15 protein-coding genes are annotated in these 18,832 nt (G+C 64.3%); 7 read left to right on the forward strand and 8 right to left on the reverse strand.

What is annotated here, in order from left to right:
• Nucleotide 1: 1 nt before the first annotated feature.
• From trhO to WF331_RS22290, 3 genes are all read right to left on the reverse strand, one after another.
• The gene (gene trhO / locus WF331_RS22280; RefSeq protein WP_016501023.1) at nt 2–934 is read right to left on the reverse strand and encodes an oxygen-dependent tRNA uridine(34) hydroxylase TrhO; all 933 of its coding nucleotides are present in this window, start codon (nt 932–934) and stop codon (nt 2–4) included.
• Nucleotides 935–1,154: 220 nt separating this feature from the next.
• Entirely contained in the window at nt 1,155–1,451 is a 297-nt protein-coding gene (locus WF331_RS22285; protein WP_016501024.1) for a BolA family protein, read from the reverse strand.
• 10 nt (nt 1,452–1,461) lie between these two features.
• Complete coding sequence (locus tag WF331_RS22290; RefSeq protein WP_016485344.1) at nt 1,462–1,986, reverse strand: DUF2059 domain-containing protein; 525 nt, start codon at nt 1,984–1,986, stop codon at nt 1,462–1,464.
• Nucleotides 1,987–2,140: 154 nt separating this feature from the next.
• Between WF331_RS22290 and WF331_RS22295 the strand changes: the two genes are divergently transcribed.
• Entirely contained in the window at nt 2,141–3,535 is a 1,395-nt protein-coding gene (locus WF331_RS22295) for a class II fumarate hydratase (protein WP_016501025.1), read from the forward strand.
• 177 nt (nt 3,536–3,712) lie between these two features.
• Here WF331_RS22295 and WF331_RS22300 read toward each other — a convergent pair whose 3' ends face one another.
• Nucleotides 3,713–4,675, reverse strand: a complete 963-nt coding sequence (locus WF331_RS22300) for a DMT family transporter (protein ID WP_016501026.1) — start codon at nt 4,673–4,675, stop codon at nt 3,713–3,715.
• A 254-nt stretch (nt 4,676–4,929) separates the two neighbouring features.
• Nucleotides 4,930–6,423, reverse strand: coding sequence for a polyphosphate:AMP phosphotransferase (gene pap, locus WF331_RS22305; RefSeq protein WP_059395306.1), 1,494 nt, complete (start codon nt 6,421–6,423; stop codon nt 4,930–4,932).
• Nucleotides 6,424–6,559: 136 nt separating this feature from the next.
• On the opposite strand from pap, the gene mnmC reads away from it, so the two are divergent.
• From mnmC to WF331_RS22330, 5 genes are all read left to right on the forward strand, one after another.
• Complete coding sequence (gene mnmC, locus WF331_RS22310) at nt 6,560–8,524, forward strand: bifunctional tRNA (5-methylaminomethyl-2-thiouridine)(34)-methyltransferase MnmD/FAD-dependent 5-carboxymethylaminomethyl-2-thiouridine(34) oxidoreductase MnmC (protein WP_340623297.1); 1,965 nt, start codon at nt 6,560–6,562, stop codon at nt 8,522–8,524.
• Nucleotides 8,525–8,723: 199 nt separating this feature from the next.
• Nucleotides 8,724–10,511, forward strand: a complete 1,788-nt coding sequence (locus WF331_RS22315; protein WP_016501029.1) for an N-acetylglutaminylglutamine amidotransferase — start codon at nt 8,724–8,726, stop codon at nt 10,509–10,511.
• A 3-nt stretch (nt 10,512–10,514) separates the two neighbouring features.
• The gene (ngg, locus tag WF331_RS22320; protein WP_059395308.1) at nt 10,515–12,260 is read left to right on the forward strand and encodes an N-acetylglutaminylglutamine synthetase; all 1,746 of its coding nucleotides are present in this window, start codon (nt 10,515–10,517) and stop codon (nt 12,258–12,260) included.
• 124 nt (nt 12,261–12,384) lie between these two features.
• Nucleotides 12,385–13,569 (forward strand): osmoprotectant NAGGN system M42 family peptidase, encoded by a 1,185-nt coding sequence (locus WF331_RS22325; protein WP_003252630.1) that lies wholly within the window; start codon nt 12,385–12,387, stop codon nt 13,567–13,569.
• An 84-nt stretch (nt 13,570–13,653) separates the two neighbouring features.
• Nucleotides 13,654–13,881, forward strand: coding sequence for a YheU family protein (locus tag WF331_RS22330; RefSeq protein WP_016501031.1), 228 nt, complete (start codon nt 13,654–13,656; stop codon nt 13,879–13,881).
• 52 nt (nt 13,882–13,933) lie between these two features.
• On the opposite strand, the gene csrA is transcribed toward WF331_RS22330, so the two are convergent.
• Nucleotides 13,934–14,113 carry a carbon storage regulator CsrA gene (csrA, locus tag WF331_RS22335; protein WP_016501032.1) on the reverse strand — a complete coding sequence of 60 codons (180 nt, stop codon included), beginning with the start codon at nt 14,111–14,113 and terminating at the stop codon, nt 13,934–13,936.
• Nucleotides 14,114–14,403: 290 nt separating this feature from the next.
• Here csrA and WF331_RS22340 point away from each other — a divergent pair, with 290 nt between their 5' ends.
• The gene (locus WF331_RS22340) at nt 14,404–14,556 is read left to right on the forward strand and encodes a DUF3309 family protein (protein WP_003252624.1); all 153 of its coding nucleotides are present in this window, start codon (nt 14,404–14,406) and stop codon (nt 14,554–14,556) included.
• Between the two features lie 154 nt (nt 14,557–14,710).
• Here the strand turns inward: WF331_RS22340 and WF331_RS22345 are convergent, their stop codons facing one another.
• Together WF331_RS22345 and WF331_RS22350 are read right to left on the reverse strand one after the other, a co-directional pair.
• Nucleotides 14,711–15,520, reverse strand: a complete 810-nt coding sequence (locus WF331_RS22345; RefSeq protein ID WP_016501033.1) for an SDR family oxidoreductase — start codon at nt 15,518–15,520, stop codon at nt 14,711–14,713.
• 41 nt (nt 15,521–15,561) lie between these two features.
• Nucleotides 15,562–18,831, reverse strand: coding sequence for a transporter substrate-binding domain-containing protein (locus tag WF331_RS22350; protein WP_340623298.1), 3,270 nt, complete (start codon nt 18,829–18,831; stop codon nt 15,562–15,564).
• Between the last annotated feature and the right edge of the window lies 1 nt (nt 18,832).

Below are 18,832 nucleotides of genomic sequence, written 5' to 3' on the forward strand. Positions count from 1 at the left end.
ATCAGGCCTCGGCTTTGTAGTTGTAACCGATCGGGTGCGGCAGGTTGCGGGCCTTGGCCAGCTCGATCTGCTTCTGCCGGTCGATGGCACTGCGCCGGGTTTTCTCGCTCAGGGTGTCCCAGCAATGCGGGCAGCTGACACCTGGCGAATAGTGCTCGGACGCGCGCTCCTCTGCATTGATCGGGTGGCGGCAGGCGTGGCACTGGTCGTACTCGCCTTCGCTCAGGTCATGGCGCACCGTGACGCGGTTGTCGAAGACGAAGCAGTCGCCGTCCCACAGGCTTTCTTCCTGAGGCACTTCCTCGAAGTACTTCAGCACGCCACCCTTAAGATGATAGACCGCCTCGAAGCCTTCACCGAGCATGTAGCTGGAGGCTTTTTCGCAACGAATGCCGCCGGTGCAGAACATGGCCACTTTCTTGTGCTTGCTGGGGTCGAAGTTGGCCTTGATGTACTCCGGGAACTCGCGGAAGGTTTCGGTCTTCGGGTCCATCGCGCCCTTGAAGGTGCCGATGGCCACTTCGTAGTCGTTGCGGGTATCGATCAGCAGCACTTCCGGGTCGCTGATCAGCGCGTTCCAGTCCTTGGGCTCGACATAGGTGCCGACCGCCTGGTTCGGATCCACGCCCGGCACGCCGAGGGTGACGATCTCTTTCTTGAGCTTGACCTTCGTGCGGTAGAAGGGCTGCTCGTCGCAGTACGACTCTTTATGGTCGACATCAGCCAGGCGCGGGTCGTTGCGCAGCCAGGCCAGCAGGCCGTCGATGCCTTCGCGGGTGGCCGACACGGTGCCGTTGATGCCTTCGTGGGCCAGCAGCAGGGTGCCTTTGACGTCATTGTCGAGCATGGCTTTGAGCAGCGGCTCGCGCAGCTCGACGTAGTCTTGCAGGGTGACGAACTTGTACAGCGCCGCGACGACGATAGGTTGTGACATGAAGCGGGTTCTCCAGGTGGTTGCCCTCGTAAGGGGCGGACCGGGTTTGACAAAAAGCAGGGGGCGCTTTGCGCCCCATTCGCGGCACAAGGCCGCTCCTACAGGGAAATACACAACCCAACGGGCGGTGCAATCCCTGTAGGAGCGGCCTTGTGCCGCGAATGGGCCGCACAGCGGCCCCCTTGGATGGTACGGATTCTACCAGAACGACAAAAAGGTTTCAGTGCCCGCCGCCGGCGCACACCGGCGAGGCCGGCGCCACGCCGACCTTGGCCCACTCTTCGGCGGTGTAGGTATGAATGGCCAGGGCATGGATCTGACCCATCAGCTCACCCATGGTGGCGTACACCTTCTGGTGGCGCTTGACGCTGTTCAACCCGGCAAACTGCTCGCTGACGATCACTGCCTTGTAGTGGGTCTCCTGACCACGACTGTGCATGTGGCTTTCGTCGAGCACTTGCAGGTGCTGCGGCGCCAGGGCGCCCAGCTGTTGTTCAATGCGCTGTTGCATGGTCATTGCGGCGTGCTCACTTCTTGGCAGGGACGGCAGCCTTGCCAGCGTTAGGGTCCAGTTCCTTGGTCATGTCTTCCAGCAGCTTGTTCACCACCGGCACTGCTGGCTCCAGGCTCTGCTGGGTCAGCTGGGCCGACTGCTGGGTAACCTTGGGCATTTCACGCAGGACTTTCTTGCCCAGCGGCGATTCATAGAACTTGACCAGGTCTTTCAGCTCTTGCTCGGTGAAGGTCTGGGTGTACAGGTCGACCATCTTCGGCTTCAGCTTGTTCCAGCCGATGGCGTTGTCCAGCGCGGCGTTGGCTTTGGCCTGGTAGCTTTCCAGCACTGGCTGTTTGGCGGCCGGGGCCTTGGTTTGAGCGAAGCGCTGGGCGAACATCTGTTGGACCTGCATGTACACCGGGGTGCCCAGCTTGTCGGCGTTGGCCAGGGTCAGGAATTTCTCGGCAGCAGCGTTGTGGCTGGCGGTGGCAGCGAGCACCTGGCCGCTGGCGCAAGCCAGGGCAACGGCGGCACAAAGGACACGGAGACGGGTCATTGCATTTCCTTCAAGAAGAGGGAGGCGGGTACCTCAGAGTAGAGCATTCTGCGCCGTGGTGGCGATGTGCTCAAGTGGCACGACGAGCGACGGAACCGCTCGGTCGAATCAAGGCCTAAACTGCGATTTCGAACTACACAGGAGTGAGTACAGAATGAGCCGTATCGAGACAGACAGCCTGGGCCCGGTCGAAGTTCCTGATGGCGCCTACTGGGGTGCGCAAACCCAGCGTTCGCTGATCAATTTCGCCATTGGCAAGGAACGCATGCCCCTCGCGGTGCTGCACGCCCTGGCGCTGATCAAGAAAGCCGCGGCACGTGTCAACGACCGCAACGGCGACCTGCCGGCCGACATCGCCCGGCTGATCGAACAAGCCGCCGACGAAGTGCTTGATGGCCAACACGACGACCAGTTCCCGTTGGTCGTGTGGCAGACCGGCAGCGGCACGCAAAGCAACATGAACGTCAACGAAGTGATCGCCGGGCGCGCCAACGAACTGGCCGGCAAAGGCCGTGGCGGCAAAGCGCCAGTGCACCCCAACGACCACGTCAACCGCTCGCAGAGCTCCAACGACTGCTTCCCCACAGCCATGCACATCGCTGCGGCGCAGGCGGTGCACGAGCAGCTGCTGCCGGCAGTCGCCGAACTGTCGTCGGGGCTTGCCGAGCTGTCGGCCCGCCACCAAAAGCTGGTGAAGACCGGCCGCACGCACATGATGGACGCCACGCCGATCACTTTCGGCCAGGAGGTGTCCGCCTTCGTCGCCCAGCTCGACTATGCCCAGCGCGCCATCCGCGCCACCCTGCCGGCGGTATGCGAACTGGCCCAGGGCGGCACCGCGGTTGGCACCGGGCTCAATGCCCCGCATGGTTTTGCCGAAGCCATCGCTGCCGAGTTGGCGGCGGAGTCCGGCCTGCCGTTTGTGACGGCGCCAAACAAGTTCGCGGCGCTGGCCGGCCATGAACCGCTGACCAGCCTGGCAGGCGCCTTGAAAACCCTGGCAGTGGCGCTGATGAAAATCGCCAACGACTTGCGCCTGCTGGGCTCCGGCCCACGCGCAGGCTTTGCCGAAGTGCGCCTGCCGGCCAACGAACCGGGCAGTTCGATCATGCCCGGCAAGGTCAACCCTACCCAGTGCGAGGCGCTGTCGATGCTGGCTTGCCAGGTGCTGGGCAACGATGCCGCCATCGGTTTTGCCGCTAGCCAGGGGCATCTGCAGCTGAACGTGTTCAAGCCGGTGATCATCCACAACCTGTTGCAGTCGATCGAACTGCTGGCCGATGGCTGCCGCAACTTCCAGTTGCACTGCGTGGCGGGCATCGAGCCCGATGCCGAGCAAATGGCCGCGCACCTGGAGCGGGGCTTGATGCTGGTGACGGCGTTGAACCCGCATATCGGCTATGACAAGGCGGCGGAAATTGCCAAGAAGGCTTACAGCGAAGGCAAGACCTTGCGCGAGGCTGCGCTGGAGTTGAAGTACCTGACCAATGAGCAGTTCGACCAGTGGGTGCGGCCGGAGAACATGCTGGCACCGGGTGGCAAGGGCTGAGCTCTTTATTGCCTGCCCCGGCCCTATCGCCGGCAAGCCAGCTCCCACAGGGATCGCACAACATTCAGGCCTGTGGTGATCCTGTGGGAAGCCAACTTCCACAGGGGCCCCACCTCTTTCAGGCCTGTGGTGATCCTGTGGGACCTGGCTTGCCGGCGATAGGGCCGGAGCAAGCGATCACTGAACCTGGGCCAACCGCGCACGCCTCGCGCGCCAACTGGCCACCAGCGATGGCCCCAGCGCTACCAGCGCCGAGCCGGACACCACGGTCACCGCCCCTACATAGCCCAGGGCATTGATGTCCTCGGCGTGCACATACTCCGGCCACACCAGTGCCGCGAGTGCCACCGCAACAAAGGTCACCAGGGGTGTCAACGCCAGGGTGGCACTCACCCGCGACGCCTCCCAGTGCGCCAGCGCCTCGGCAAATGCGCCGTAAGCCACCAGGGTATTCAGGCAGCAGGCCAGCAGCAGCCAGCCCTGCACCGGGGTCAGTTGCAACGCTTCCAGCGGGTGTACCCAAGGCGTGAGCAGCGCAGCACAACTGAGGTAGATCACCATCATCACCTGCTGTGAATGCCACACGGTCAGCAGTTGCTTCTGGCTGAGGGCGTAGAACACCCAGATGCTGGTGGCCAGCAGAATGGTCAGCACGCCGGTGGTGTAGGTGCCCAATGAAGTCAGCAGCTCTTCGAGGCGCTGGTTGAAGAACAGGCCAAAACCCGCCAGCAGAATCACCAGGCCCACGCCCTGCCCCAGGCTGAAGCGCTCGCGGAACACGAACACACTGGCCACCAGCAACAGCACCGGGCCGACCTGTACCACCAGTTGCGCCGTGCCGGGGCTAAGCAGGTTGAGGCCGATCAGGTACAGCACGTAGTTGCCCATCAGGCCAAGCACCGCCACCACGACCAGGCCCTTGCCCTTCGGCGCCAGCCGGGTGAACGACGGCAAGCGCCGCCTGGCTGCCAGCCAGGCAAACAGCAGACCGCCGGAAACCAGCAGGCGGTACCAGGTGACAGTGATCGGGTCGACCACTTGCAGTACCTGCTTGAGCTTGATCGGCAAGATGCCCCAGAGCAATGCGGTCAGAAGTGCCAGGAACAGGCCATAGCTCCAGCGGCCGGAAGTGGTGTGCATAGCGTCCTCGTTCAAGCCCGTGGTGGGGGTTGGTGGATTCTACGGGCTTGGAGGGCAGTGACGGGGAAGCGTGCCAAGAAAAGAATTCATCAGGTCATTCTTGTGTGGCATGGCTTGGCAGGTGTGCAGCCTGTTCTGGCCTCTTCGCGGGTGAACCCGCTCCCACAGGGACTGCACAATGGCCAATCCTGTGATCATCCTGTGGGAGCGGGTTCACCCGCGAAGAGGCCAGAACAGGCAATCAAGAGCCCTGGCTATTTCTTGTCCTTGGCAAACGCCGCCTCAAGCGCCTGGTTGATGGTGCGCAGCACCTTGACCCGCGCCCAGCGCTTGTCGTTGGCCTCCACCAGCGTCCAGGGTGCAATCTCGCTGCTGGTGCGGTCGACCATGTCGCCCACCGCCTGGGCATACTCGTCCCACTTGTCGCGGTTGCGCCAGTCGTCCTCGGTGATCTTGTAGCGCTTGAACGGGATCTGCTCACGCTCCTGAAAACGCTCCAGCTGGGTCTGCTGGTCGATCGCCAGCCAGAACTTCACCACCACCACGCCGGCATTCACCAACTGCTCCTCAAAGTCGTTGATCTCGCTGTAGGCACGCATCCAGTCGGCCGGGCTGCAAAATCCCTCAACCCGTTCCACCAGCACCCGGCCATACCAGGAACGGTCGAAGATGGTGAACTTGCCGCGTGCCGGAATATGCCGCCAGAACCGCCACAGGTAGGGCTGCGCCCGCTCTTCTTCAGTGGGCGCGGCAATCGGCACGATGCGGTACTGGCGCGGGTCCAGCGCCGCGGCCACGCGGCGGATGGCACTGCCCTTGCCGGCAGCATCGTTGCCTTCGAACACCGCCACCAAGGCGTGCCGGCGCATGCGCTTGTCGCGCAGCAGGCCGGCCAGGCGAGCCTGTTCGGTGACCAACTGCTCCTGATAGTCAGCCTTGTCCAGGCGCAACGTCATGTCCAGGGCGCCGAGCAGGCTGCGGTCGTCGATGCTGCGGCCCAGCGGGGCGACATTGCCCTGGTGCTTGCCCTTGGGGTTGTTGGCCAGCGCGGCTTGCAGGCTGTCCAGCAGGATGCGCCCCACCGCCAGGCTACGGTAGTTCGGGTCTACCCCTTCGACGATATGCCACGGCGCATAGTCGCGGCTGGTGCGGCGCAGCACGCGCTCGCCAAAGCGCACGAAGCGGTCGTAGGTTTGCGACTGCTGCCAGTCCAGCGGGCTGATCTTCCAGCTGTGCAGCGGGTCGTCCTTGAGCGATTTCAGCCGTGCCTTCATCTGCTTCTTGGACAGGTGGAACCAGAACTTGATGATCAGCGCACCTTCATCGCACAGCATCTGCTCCAGGCGCTCGGCGCCCATGATGGCCTGATCGAGCACGGCATCCTTGAACACCCCGTGCACCCGCCCCTGCAGCATCTGGCTGTACCAGTTGCCAAAGAACACGCCCATCCGCCCCTTGGGTGGCAAAGCCCGCCAGTAACGCCAGGCGGGCGGCCGTGCCAGCTCTTCGTCGGTCTGCTGGTCGAAGGTGAGCACATCGATCATGCGCGGGTCCATCCACTCGTTGAGCAGCTTTACCGTCTCACCCTTGCCAGCGCCTTCGATGCCGTTGATCAGCACGATCACCGGGAAGCGCGCCTGCTGCTTGAGTTCGTACTGGGCTTCGAGCAGGGCCTCGCGCAAAGCGGGCACCTCGGCGTCGTAAGCCTCCTTGTCGATACTGTGGCCGATCTCGGCGGATTCGAACATGCACTGGCTCCTTCAATGGATAAGCAAGACTAGCGGATTTCATTTATGCCTGTACTGACCTATTCGCGCTTGAACGCGCTCCCACAGGTAACCCGGATGGCATAAAATCCCGCCATCCGCTGCAACCGAGCCAACCATGTCCACCCTCCTCCAGCACGCCCAGATCGACTGGGACGACCAGGGCCGCCCCCACTCGCGGCAATATGACGACGTCTATTTCGCGGTCAACGAAGGCATCGAAGAAACCAAACACGTATTCCTCGGCCAGACCCGCCTGGCCGAGCGCTTTGCCAACCTGACGCCGCACAGCTGCATGGTGATTGGCGAAACCGGTTTTGGCACCGGCATGAATTTTTTCTGCGCCTGGCAACTGTTTGACCAGCACGCCCACAGCGACGCACGCCTGCACTTCGTGAGTGTCGAGAAATACCCCCTCGGCCACGACGACATGGCCCGCGCCGTGCGCCTGTGGCCTGAACTTGCAGCCTACACCGAGCCCTTGCTGGAACAATATGTGGCGGTGCACCCGGGCTTTCAGCAATTCACCTTCGCCAATGGCCGGGTCACCCTGACCCTGCTGATCGGCGACGTGCTCGAGCAACTGCCACAACTCGATGCGCAGATCGATGTGTGGTTCCTCGATGGCTTCGCCCCCGCCAAGAACCCCGACATGTGGACACCAGAGCTGTTCGCGCAGCTGGCGCGGTTATCGCACCCGGGCACTGTGCTGGGCACCTTCACCACCACCGGCTGGGTGCGCCGCAGCCTGGTCGAAGCCGGTTTCGCCATGAAGAAGGTGCCAGGCATCGGCAAGAAGTGGGAGGTGATGAGCGGCGCCTACGTCGGCCCCCTGCCAGCCCCAGGCGCACCTTGGTACGCGCGCCCCGCCCCTTCACAGGGGCCACGCGAGGCACTGGTGATCGGTGCCGGGCTGGCCGGCAGCACAACCGCTGCCAGCCTGGCCCGGCGGGGCTGGCAGGTCACCGTGCTGGAGCGCCACGAAGCTCCGGCCCAGGAAGCATCGGGCAATCCGCAGGGGGTGCTGTACCTCAAGCTGTCCGCCCATGGCACCGCACTTTCACAGATGATCCTGTCCGGTTTCGGCTACACCCGGCGCCAGCTTGAACGCCTGCAGCGTGGCCGCGACTGGGATGCCTGCGGCGTGCTGCAGCTGGCCTTCGACAACAAGGAAGCTGAGCGCCAAGGCAAGTTGGCCGCCGCCTTCGACCACGATTTGCTGCACGCACTGGAGCGCGCCGACGCCGAAGCCATCGCCGGGGTGGCCTTGCCGGCCGGCGGGTTGTTCTACCCCGAAGGCGGCTGGGTGCACCCACCTGCGTTGTGCCAGCAACAGCTGCAGCACCCAGGGATTCGGCTGGTCACCCATCAGGAAGTGCTGGAGCTGCGCAAGGTCGACCAGCAGTGGCAGGCCTGGGCGGGTGACTGCCTGATTGCCAGCGCGCCCGTGGTGATTCTGGCCGGTGCCGCCGAAGTAAGGCGCTTCGAGCCTTGCGCGCAACTGCCGCTCAAGCGTATCCGGGGGCAGATTACCCGCTTGCCCGCCACCGCCAGCAGTCGGGCGCTGCGCACCGTGGTGTGTGCGGAGGGCTACGTGGCGCCGCCGCGCGGTGATGAACATACCCTGGGCGCAAGCTTTGATTTCCACAGCGAAGACTTGGCGCCGACGCTGGCCGAGCACCAGGGCAACCTGGCGTTGCTGGACGAGATTTCCGTCGATCTGGCCCAGCGATTGGGCACGGCCGAGTTAGCCCCTGAGCAGTTGCAGGGGCGCGCGGCGTTCCGTTGCACCAGCCCGGATTACCTGCCGATCGTGGGGCCGGTAGCTGATGCACAGGCGTTTGCCGAGGCGTATGCGGTGTTGGGCCGGGATGCGCGGCAAGTGCCGGATGTAGCCTGCCCTTGGCTGGATGGGTTGTATGTGAACAGCGGACATGGGTCGCGCGGGTTGATCACGGCGCCGCTCAGTGGCGAGCTGGTGGCGGCCTGGGTGTGTGGTGAACCGCTGCCGTTGCCCCGGGCAGTGGCAGAGGCGTGTCATCCGAACCGGTTTGCCTTGCGTAAGCTGATTCGGGGGAAGTAAGAAATCGGGGCCGCTGTGCGGCCCTTCGCGGGCTCGCCCGCTCCCACAGGCATAGCACGAGTCGGGCTTGCCTGCGGACATTGCCCAGCGGCCGCATATAACAAATCGTTCTAAAACTCTCAAAAAGCACATCGGTCAGTTCCTTAAGGTGCCCTAATCCTGGGCACCCCCTCCCCAACGGAAAAACCGGTAAGGACTTATGTGCGGATTAGCAGGAGAGTTGCGTTTCACCCCCATCGACCAGGCCCCTCGCCCAGCCGACCTGGCTGCGGTAGAGCGCATAACGCATCACCTCGCGCCTCGCGGCCCGGATGCGTGGGGCTTCCATAGCCAAGGCCCTATTGCCCTCGGCCACCGGCGCCTGAAAATCATGGACTTGTCCGACGGCTCGGCGCAGCCGATGGTCGACAACACCTTGGGCCTGTCACTGGCGTTCAACGGTGCCATCTACAACTTCCCCGAACTGCGCCAAGAGCTGCAAGACCTGGGCTACAGCTTCTGGTCCGACGGCGACACCGAGGTGCTGCTCAAGGGCTACCACGCCTGGGGCGCGGCCTTGCTGCCCAAGCTCAACGGCATGTTCGCCCTGGCCATCTGGGAGCGCGACAACCAGCGCCTGTTCCTGGCCCGCGACCGCCTGGGCGTAAAGCCCCTGTACCTGTCGCGCAACAGCGAGCGCCTGCGTTTTGCCTCGACCCTGCCAGCGCTGCTCAAGGGCGGCGACATCGACCCGATGCTCGACCCGGTGGCGCTCAACCATTACCTGAACTTCCATGCCGTGGTGCCGGCACCACGTACCCTGCTGGCCAACGTGCAAAAGCTGGAGCCCGGCACCTGGATGCGCATCGACCGCCATGGCGAGGTCGAGCGCCAGACCTGGTGGCAGCTGAAATACGGTGCCAACCCGGATGAGCGTGAGCTGGACCTGGAAGGCTGGACCACCCGCGTGCTCGACGCCACCCGCGACGCCGTGGCCATCCGCCAACGCGCGGCCGTCGACGTCGGCGTGCTGCTGTCCGGTGGTGTCGACTCCAGCCTGCTGGTCGGTCTGCTGCGCGAAGCGGGCGTGGACGACCTGTCGACCTTCTCCATCGGTTTTGAAGATGCCGGTGGCGAACGTGGCGACGAGTTCCAGTATTCCGACCTGATCGCCAAGCACTACGGCACCCGCCACCACCAGCTGCGCATCGCCGAACACGAGATCATCGACCAGCTGCCAGCGGCATTCCGCGCCATGAGCGAGCCAATGGTCAGCCACGACTGCATCGCCTTCTACCTGTTGTCGCGGGAAGTGGCCAAGCACTGCAAGGGTGTGCAAAGCGGCCAGGGCGCCGACGAGCTGTTCGCCGGGTACCACTGGTACCCGCAGGTGGACGGCGCCGATGACGCCTTTGCCGCTTACCGCGATGCATTCTTCGACCGCAGCCACGCCGAATATCGCGACACCGTGCAGGCGCCCTGGGCGCTTGAAACCGACGCGGCCGGCGACTTCGTGCGCGAGCACTTCGCCCGCCCCGGTGCCCGCGACGCGGTGGACAAAGCCCTGCGCCTGGACAGCACGGTGATGTTGGTTGATGACCCGGTCAAGCGAGTGGACAACATGACCATGGCCTGGGGCCTGGAGGCACGTACGCCATTCCTCGATTACCGCCTGGTGGAGCTGTCGGCGCGTATTCCGGCGCGCTTCAAGCTGCCCGATGGCGGCAAGCAGGTGCTCAAGCAGGCGGCGCGACGGGTGATCCCACATGAGGTGATCGACCGCAAGAAGGGCTACTTCCCGGTGCCGGGCCTCAAGCACCTTGAAGGCGCCACCCTGGGCTGGGTGCGTGAGCTGCTGACCGACCCCAGCCAGGACCGTGGGCTGTTCAACCCGGCCATGCTCGACCGCCTGCTGAGCAACCCGCACGGCCAGCTCACCCCGCTGCGCGGCTCCAAGCTGTGGCAGCTGGCGGCGCTGAACCTGTGGCTGAGCGAACAAGGAATCTGACCGATGAAAGCCCATGAAATCGCATACGGTCAGCGCCTGCTGCGCGGCCAGGCGCCGTCCTACGAGCGCCTGCAGGCGCGCCTGGCCGGCGACGGCAGCCTGCCCCACGACCAGCCGCGTGCCGTGCACTGCGGCTGGGGCCGGCTGCTGATCGGCCATACCTACCCCGACCCGGCCAGCCTGGCCGAGGCGCTGCTGGACGAAAGCCCCGGCGAGCGCGACATCGCCCTGTACGTGGCCGCGCCGCAGCAGTTGTTGGCCCAGGCCCCGCAGCAACTGTTCCTCGACCCGTCCGACACCCTGCGTCTATGGTTTACCGACTACCGGCCAGCGCAGCGGGTGTTCCGCGGTTTCCGCGTGCGCCGGGCGCAGAACCCCGCCGACTGGCAGGCGATCAACACCCTGTACCAGGCCCGCGGCATGCTGCCGGTCGACGCCGAACTGCTTACGCCCCGGCACTTGGGCGGACCGGTGTACTGGCTGGCCGAGGACGAAGACAGCGGCGCGGTGATCGGCAGCGTCATGGGCCTGAACCATGCCAAGGCGTTCGACGACCCGGAACACGGCAGCAGTCTGTGGTGCCTGGCGGTGGACCCGCACTGCACCCGCCCCGGCGTGGGCGAGGTGCTGGTGCGTCACCTGATCGAGCACTTCATGAGCCGTGGCCTGGCTTACCTCGACCTGTCGGTGCTGCACGACAACCGCCAGGCCAAGCGCCTGTATGAAAAGCTGGGTTTTCGCAACCTGCCCACCTTTGCGGTCAAGCGCAAGAACGGCATCAACGAGCAGTTGTTTCTTGGCCCCGGGCCGCAAGCGGACCTCAACCCCTACGCCCGCATCATCGTCGATGAGGCCCGGCGCCGCGGTATCGAGGTGCAGGTGGATGACGCCGCTGGCGGTCTGTTCACCTTAAGCCTGGGCGGGCGACGCATTCGCTGCCGTGAATCGCTCAGCGACCTGACCAGTGCCGTGACCATGACCCTGTGCCAGGACAAGCGCCTGACCCAGCACGCCCTGGGTAATGCCGGGCTGCAGGTGCCGGCGCAGCAGCTGGCGGGTAATGCCGATGACAACCTGGCGTTTCTCGACGAACATGGCGCGGTGGTGGTCAAGCCGGTCGACGGCGAGCAAGGCCAGGGCGTGGCGGTTAACCTGACCTGCATCGATGACATCACCCGCGCCGTGGCGCACGCTCGCCAGTTCGACAGCCGCGTGCTGCTGGAAAGCTTCCATGCCGGGCTGGACCTGCGCATCGTGGTGATCGGCTACGAAGTGGTGGCCGCTGCCATCCGCCACCCGGCACAGGTGCTGGGCGATGGCAAACACAGCGTGCGCCAGTTGATCGAAGCCCAGAGCCGTCGGCGCCAGGCTGCCACCGGCGGCGAAAGCCGCATTCCGCTGGACGACGAAACCGAGCGCACCCTGCGCGCCGCGGGGTTTGGCTATGACGATGTGTTGCCTGCCAGCCAGCGCCTGGCCGTGCGACGCACCGCCAACCTGCACACCGGTGGCACCCTGGAGGATGTGACCGAACGCCTGCACCCGGTGCTGGCGGACGCTGCCGTGCGCGCTGCACGGGCGCTGGAAATTCCTGTGGTCGGGCTGGACTTCATGGTGCGCGATGCCGGGCAGCCGGAGTACGTGATCATCGAAGCCAACGAACGTGCCGGCCTGGCCAACCATGAACCCCAGCCAACGGCCGAGCGCTTTATCGACCTGCTGTTTCCGCATAGCCGGCCGTTGGCGTAACCGCTGATGGCCTCTTCGCGGGCGCGCCCGCTCCCACAGGCCCGGCACAGTACTTGAGGCTTGTGGGGTCCCTGTGGGAGCGGGCGTGCCCGCGAAGAAGTCAACGCAACTCTAAGGAGTACTCATGTCCGAACGACTCCCCGAACCCGATCTCGACTACCTCAAACGTGTGCTGCTGGAGATGCTGGCCATCCCCAGCCCCACCGGTTTCACCGACACCATCGTGCGCTACGTGGCCGAACGCCTGGACGAGCTGGGCATACCCTTCGAGCTGACCCGCCGCGGCACCATTCGCGCCACCCTCAAGGGCCGCCAGACATCCCCCGACCGCGCCGTGTCGGCCCACCTGGACACCATCGGCGCCAGCGTGCGCCAGTTGCAGGACAACGGCCGCCTGGCGCTGGCACCGGTGGGTTGCTGGTCCAGCCGCTTTGCCGAAGGTAGCCGTGTCAGTGTATTCACCGATACAGGCGTGTTCCGTGGCAGCGTGCTACCGCTGATGGCCAGCGGGCATGCCTTCAATACCGCCATCGATCAGATGCCGGTAAGCTGGGAGCATGTGGAAGTGCGCCTGGATGCCTACTGCGCCACCCGCGCCGACTGTGAGGCACTGGGGATCAGCATTGGTGACTTTGTCGCCTTCGACCCATTGCCAGAGTTTACCGAAAGCGGCCATATCAGCGCCCGTCACCTGGACGACAAGGCCGGTGTAGCGGCATTGCTGGCTGCACTGAAGGCTGTGGTGGAAAGCGGTCGCCAGCCGCTGATCGACTGCCACCCGCTGTTCACCATCACCGAGGAAACCGGCTCGGGCGCAGCCGGCGCCCTGCCTTGGGATGTCAGCGAGTTCGTCGGCATCGACATCGCCCCGGTGGCACCTGGCCAGGCGTCCAGCGAGCATGCGGTAAGCGTGGCCATGCAGGACTCGTCCGGGCCTTACGACTACCACCTGTCCCGGCATTTGCTGAAGCTGGCCGGCGACCACGACTTGCCGGTGCGCCGTGACCTGTTCCGCTATTACTTCAGCGATGCCCATTCGGCGGTGACCGCGGGGCATGACATCCGCACCGCACTAGTGGCATTTGGTTGCGACGCCACCCATGGCTACGAACGCACGCACATCGACAGCCTTGCGGCGTTGAGCCGGTTGCTGTCGGCGTACTTGTTGAGCCCGCCAGTGTTTGCCAGCGACTCGCAGCCGGCCAATGCCTCGCTGGAAAGGTTCAGCCACCAGCTGGAGCACGATGCACAGATGGAAAGCGACACGCGGGTGCCTGCGGTGGACAGCCTGGTCGGCAATAAAGGCTGATGGCCTTGGGGGGCTGCCTGGCAGCCCCCCAATTCCCGAACGTTTCGCGTAGCATTGCCACACTTACTTCAGAAACGACCCACCATGCTGATCCCCTACGACCAACTGCAAGCCGAAACCCTGACCCTGCTGATCGAAGACTTCGTCACCCGCGATGGCACCGACAATGGCGACGATACCCCGCTGGAGACTCGCGTACTGCGGGTGCGCCAGGCGTTGGCCAAAGGCCAGGCATTCATCCTGTTCGATCCGGAAAGCCAGCAGTGCCAGTTGCTGGCCAAGCATGATGTGCCTCGCGAGCTGCTCGACTAGCAGGCCCGGCCCCCTTCGCGGGCAAGACTGCGCAGGGATGCTGAAGGCAACATCAGGCCTCGCCTTGCTTGGCCTCCTTGATGCGCTTGTAGACCTCGGCCCGGTGCACCTGCACCGAGCGCGGGGCGTCCACGCCAAAACGCACCACGCCCTCCCGGACATCCACCACCATGATGCGGATGTTGTCGTCAATCACGATGATTTCCCCCACTTCACGCCCGATTACCAACATGTTCCGATCCTCTTGCCAAAGGGAAAACCGGAGACTGCCTGCCAGGCATTCGGCTACTCAATAGTTCCACTGCAATTCAGAAGAGCCCTACATTTCAGGGTAACTTCCCCTACAGACTATTCCTCGCGAACAGGCTTGGCGCGCACTTTCACCGGCTTATCGGCATTGTGCTGCGAAGCGGCTGGAACAAGCGGTACACCGATGGAATCTTTCGCAAGCGGCGCCGGTCCGATTTAACAAGAGGCCTGCAGTTCGAGGCCCTTGCCCCTCAACCACGCAAGGACTCCACCATGACCACGATCCTTATCATCATCCTGATTCTGCTGCTGATCGGTGGCTTACCGGTCTTCCCCCACTCGCGTAGCTGGGGCTATGGCCCGTCCGGCATTATCGGCGTGGTATTGGTGATTCTGCTGGTCTTACTGTTGCTCGGGATGATATGACCGATGCGGACAGCCACTTCAGGCGACCGCTGAAATGAGAACGCCCCGCCAGTCGGGGCGTTCTTGAGTGCTGCGGTTTAGCGCATCAGCGACCTAGGTCTTGTCGGGCGCAGGCTTGCACCACCCTGCCCCGGTCAGTGCTTCTACAGCCCCTTCATCGCGAAGGGGCCTTTGCGCGCATTTTCACCGCCATATCGGCCATCTCGTCATACAGCCGCTCAGGCGCCTGGCATTTCAGCTGCCAAGCCTGGCGCCCGGCCTCGTGGGGCAGAATCAGGAACTCGCCCGCGGCGACCTGCTGGTGAATGTACCCGGCAATGTCGGCGGCGCTGATCGGCGAACCCTCCAGCAGCTTGCCCACCTGCGCCTTCATCGCCGGGTTCGGTCCGCGAAACGAGTCCAGCAGGTTGGTCTGGAAGAACGACGGGCACACCACGTGCACCGACACCTCCAGCTGGCGTAACTCCACCAGCAGGCTTTCCGAAAGCGCCAGCACGCCAGCCTTGGCGACGTTGTAGTTGCTCATGCCAGGGCCCTGCATCAGTGCGGCCATCGATGCAACATTGATGATCCGGCCCTTGCTGCGCTCCAGCAGCGGCAAAAAGGCCTTGCAGCCCTTGACCACGCCCATCAGGTTGACCGCGATCTGCCAGTCCCAGTCTTCCAGGGACAGTTCAGCAAAAAATCCGCCAGACGCAACGCCAGCGTTGTTGACGATCACGTCGATGCCCCCGAACTGCTCGGTGCATGCCTGGGCCAGGGCAGTGAGCTGGCTGTAATCACGCACATCGCAGCGCTGGATGAAGCCTTCGCCGCCGGCGGCACGGGCCAGTTCCAGGGTTTCGCGCAGGCCGTTTTCGTTGACATCGGCCAGCGCCAGGCGCCAGCCCTCGCGCGCCCAGCGCAGGGCGATCTCGCGACCGAGGCCGGACCCGGCGCCGGTGATCATGATGCGGTTATGCATGGTGGCTGGCCTTGTTCTGGCAGGTAGTGCAGCGAGTCTAATCAAGGCCTGGGGGGCTGGCAGGGTTCATCAGGGTAGTGAATGGGCAGACATGACTGTGTGGTCGGTACCCCTTCGCGCTGCGGGGCATGCTCCGCGAGGTAGCTGGCAAGCCAGCGGTCCAGGCGCAGCATGGTCTCCTCCAGCGCTCTGGCTGCCTGGCGAACCTGTGACGCATCCGCCGGCCGTCGCATACACTGGGCTTCAAGCCGCTCACATGACGCGACCAACGCTTGTGCCCGCACAATGCGTGCGCCGCCTTTCACCCTGTGCGCCACTTCAACGAGCGCCGAGGGGTTGTCGCTCGAGTATCTGAGCTGCGCCAGATCCGCCAGGTTACTGCTGGCCAGATCGGCTAGCAGTGCCACCAGCACAGCCCGGTCATCGCATACCAGCTTACGCAAATGGGCAAGATCAACGGCAGGCAAATGTTCGTCTGGCTCGCAGGTGACGTACTGGAAAGCTTGCAACGTTTGCATGAGGGTATCCAGGTTCAGCGGCTTGAACAGGCAGTGGTCCATACCCGCAAGCCCCGCGCGACGGCGCTCCTCTTGCAGGGCACTGGCGGTGAGCCCCACCACCCGACAGCGCGGCCTGGCCCGGCGGCGTTCGTGTTCGCGGATTGCCCGGGCCAGGGCAAAACCGCCAAGCCTGGGCATGTTGCAATCGCTGATGACGACGTCGAACGTTTGCTGCAACCAGAGGCGCAAGGCTTGATCGCCATCTTCGGCAACCTGTACCTGGTGACCGAGAAACGCCAACTGGTGCGCGAGTAGCAAGCGGTTGGCCGGGTAGTCATCGACCACCAGCACGCGCAGGGCAGCCAGCCTGGCAGGGTTGCCCTGCGGCGTTGCCGGCCTGGCCTGCACCGGCCGCGCTGCCAGCGCCAGGTCCAGGCGGATTTCAATCCGCGTCCCTTGGCCCAGCACGCTGTGCAAGCGTAATTGCCCGCCAAGCATTTCACACAAGCTGCGGCTGATCCCCAGCCCCAGCCCGGCACTGCTGCGTGGCGACTGGCGCTGATTGCTGGCCTGGCGAAAAGGCTGCCCGAGGCTTTCCAGCTCGGCCTGGGCAATGCCTATGCCAGTGTCTGCGACTTCGAGCAATACACTTGCCCGCCCGGCTGCAGCCTGCATATTCAGGCTGACCAGGACCTTGCCCTGCGCGGTGAACTTGATTGCATTGCTGACCAGGTTGGCCAGGACCTGCTTGAAACGCACCGGGTCCAGCATCACCCAGTTTTCCACTGCCCCCTTGCACACCATGTCCAGGGCCAGCCCCTTGCCGCGTGCCTGTTGCTCGAACAACTGAACCACCCGGGCGACTTGCTCGCGCAGGCTCACCGGCACCAGTGCCAGCTGCAACTGGCCGGTTTCGATGCGTGTGATGTCGAGTACATCGCCGATCAACTCCTGCAGCCCGATAGCGGCATCCGCCGCTACTTCGATGGCCAGATGGTCCAGTTCGCCCTGCCCTGCCTTGCGTCGGGCAAGCTCCAGCATGCCCAGCACGGCATGCAGAGGCGTGCGGATTTCATGGCTCATGGCCGCGAGAAACTGCGTCTTGGCCTGGTTGGCCGCCTCGGCCTCGCGCTTTGCACGATGCAATTGCACCTGCATCCGCCGCAGGTAGCGAACCCACAGCAGGGCCAGCAACAGAAGGCTGCATGCCAAGGCGATGCCCGCCAGCATGCGCCCGCCATAACGGCGCCATAGCCCGTCGCCAACGATCATCGGGTTACGCCAGCGTCGCAGCATGCTCTCCATTTCTGCCGGGGGCAGCGCGAGCAAGGCTTTGTCGAGAATACCCAGCAGCTCTTCGTCGCCATGGCTACTGGCAAAGGCGAAGTGCACCGGTGGCAACGCCAGGCTGGCAGCGATACGCAGCCTGCCGGGGAAGTGACGTGCAACCAGCGAGCATGCCTGGTCCAGTGGCAGCACGGCGGCGCCTGCCTTGCCTTGCTCCAGCGCCTGCAGCGCAGCCAATGGATGAGGCACGAGCCGCTGACGGATACCCGGGTATGACTTGGCCAGCGTCTGCGCCTGGGCGCTGCCACGTACCAGCGCCAGCGACCGCCTGCCGAGCTGCGCCAGGCTGCTGGGGGCCACCGTCTCGTTACGCGTTACCAGCACCAGCGGCAAGCTCAGAAAACTGCGGCTGAAACGCAGTTGCCTGGCGTGTGCCGGGCTGTACCCAAGCCCGGCAATCAGTTCGGCCTGGCCCTGGCGCACTTGCTCGATCATGTGCTGTGTGCCTGTACCCCCGTGCACTTCGAAGTGCAAGCCAGTGAGGCGGCTGATGCGTTGCAGCAAGTCCATGCTCAAGCCGCGCAACTGGCCATGCTCATCGCGGTAGCTCAACGGTAGTTGGTGCTCACCGAGCAACACCTTGACCACGGGGTTTTCCGCTATCCAGCGCTGCTGGGCTTCGCTCAGTTCAACCAGGCCGGGTTTGACCGGGCTGGCAGGCTGTGGGCTCCAGTGTCCGCGAATGCGGGCATGTTGCTGTTCGGTCAGGCCTTGCAGCACGGCATCGACCAACCTGGGTAATGTGCCGCGGTCCCCGAGCATGGCAAATCCCAAGGGCTGGGCTGGAAAATCGGGCTGATCGACCCATTCCAGGCCTGGCAGTTGCCCTCGGGCCAACAGATAGCGGCTGCTCAGGGCATTGCCTAGAAACAACTCGGCTTCGCCAAGCTGTAACGCCGCCAAGGCGCTGTAGGGGGTGGGGTGCAGCTGGATCCGTGCGTTGGGATAGGTGTGCTGAAGCAGGGCCAACGGTCGATACCCCTCAACCGCCAGCAGCCGCGGGCTTGCGCTGTTACCACTGACGAACCGCTCACTGGCCAGCAGCAATGGCTGGTCAACGATGTAGGGGCTGGACAGCCGCAGCTTGGCTTCCTGCGCCTGCTGTGCTGTTACCGAGCTGACCAGGTCGACACTACCCTTGCGCAGGGCCGAGAAGGCAGCGTCGTAGGTCTCGAACAGCCGCAGACGGACCTCCAGGCCTAGCTTCTCGGCCAGCACACTGGCGTACTCGGCGCTGATGCCTTCGTAGGCGTGGCCGGTGCCGAGCATGTCGAAGGGCGGGTTGTCGCGGCCGACTACCCCCAGGTTCAGATGGCGCTTCTCCCACAACCAGCGCAGGTCGGCGGGGGCCAGCGCCAGCGCAGGGCCCGTTTCCACGCCCCGAGTGTAGAGCTGCGGTGCGCAGAAAGCGGGTAGCGGGTTCAGGCAATACAGCAGCCACAGCAGCAGGACGCGGATTGGCACG

Origin of the sequence: Pseudomonas sp. YNh (genome assembly GCF_037993085.1) — a bacterium.
GTDB classification, from domain to species: domain Bacteria; phylum Pseudomonadota; class Gammaproteobacteria; order Pseudomonadales; family Pseudomonadaceae; genus Aquipseudomonas; species Aquipseudomonas putida.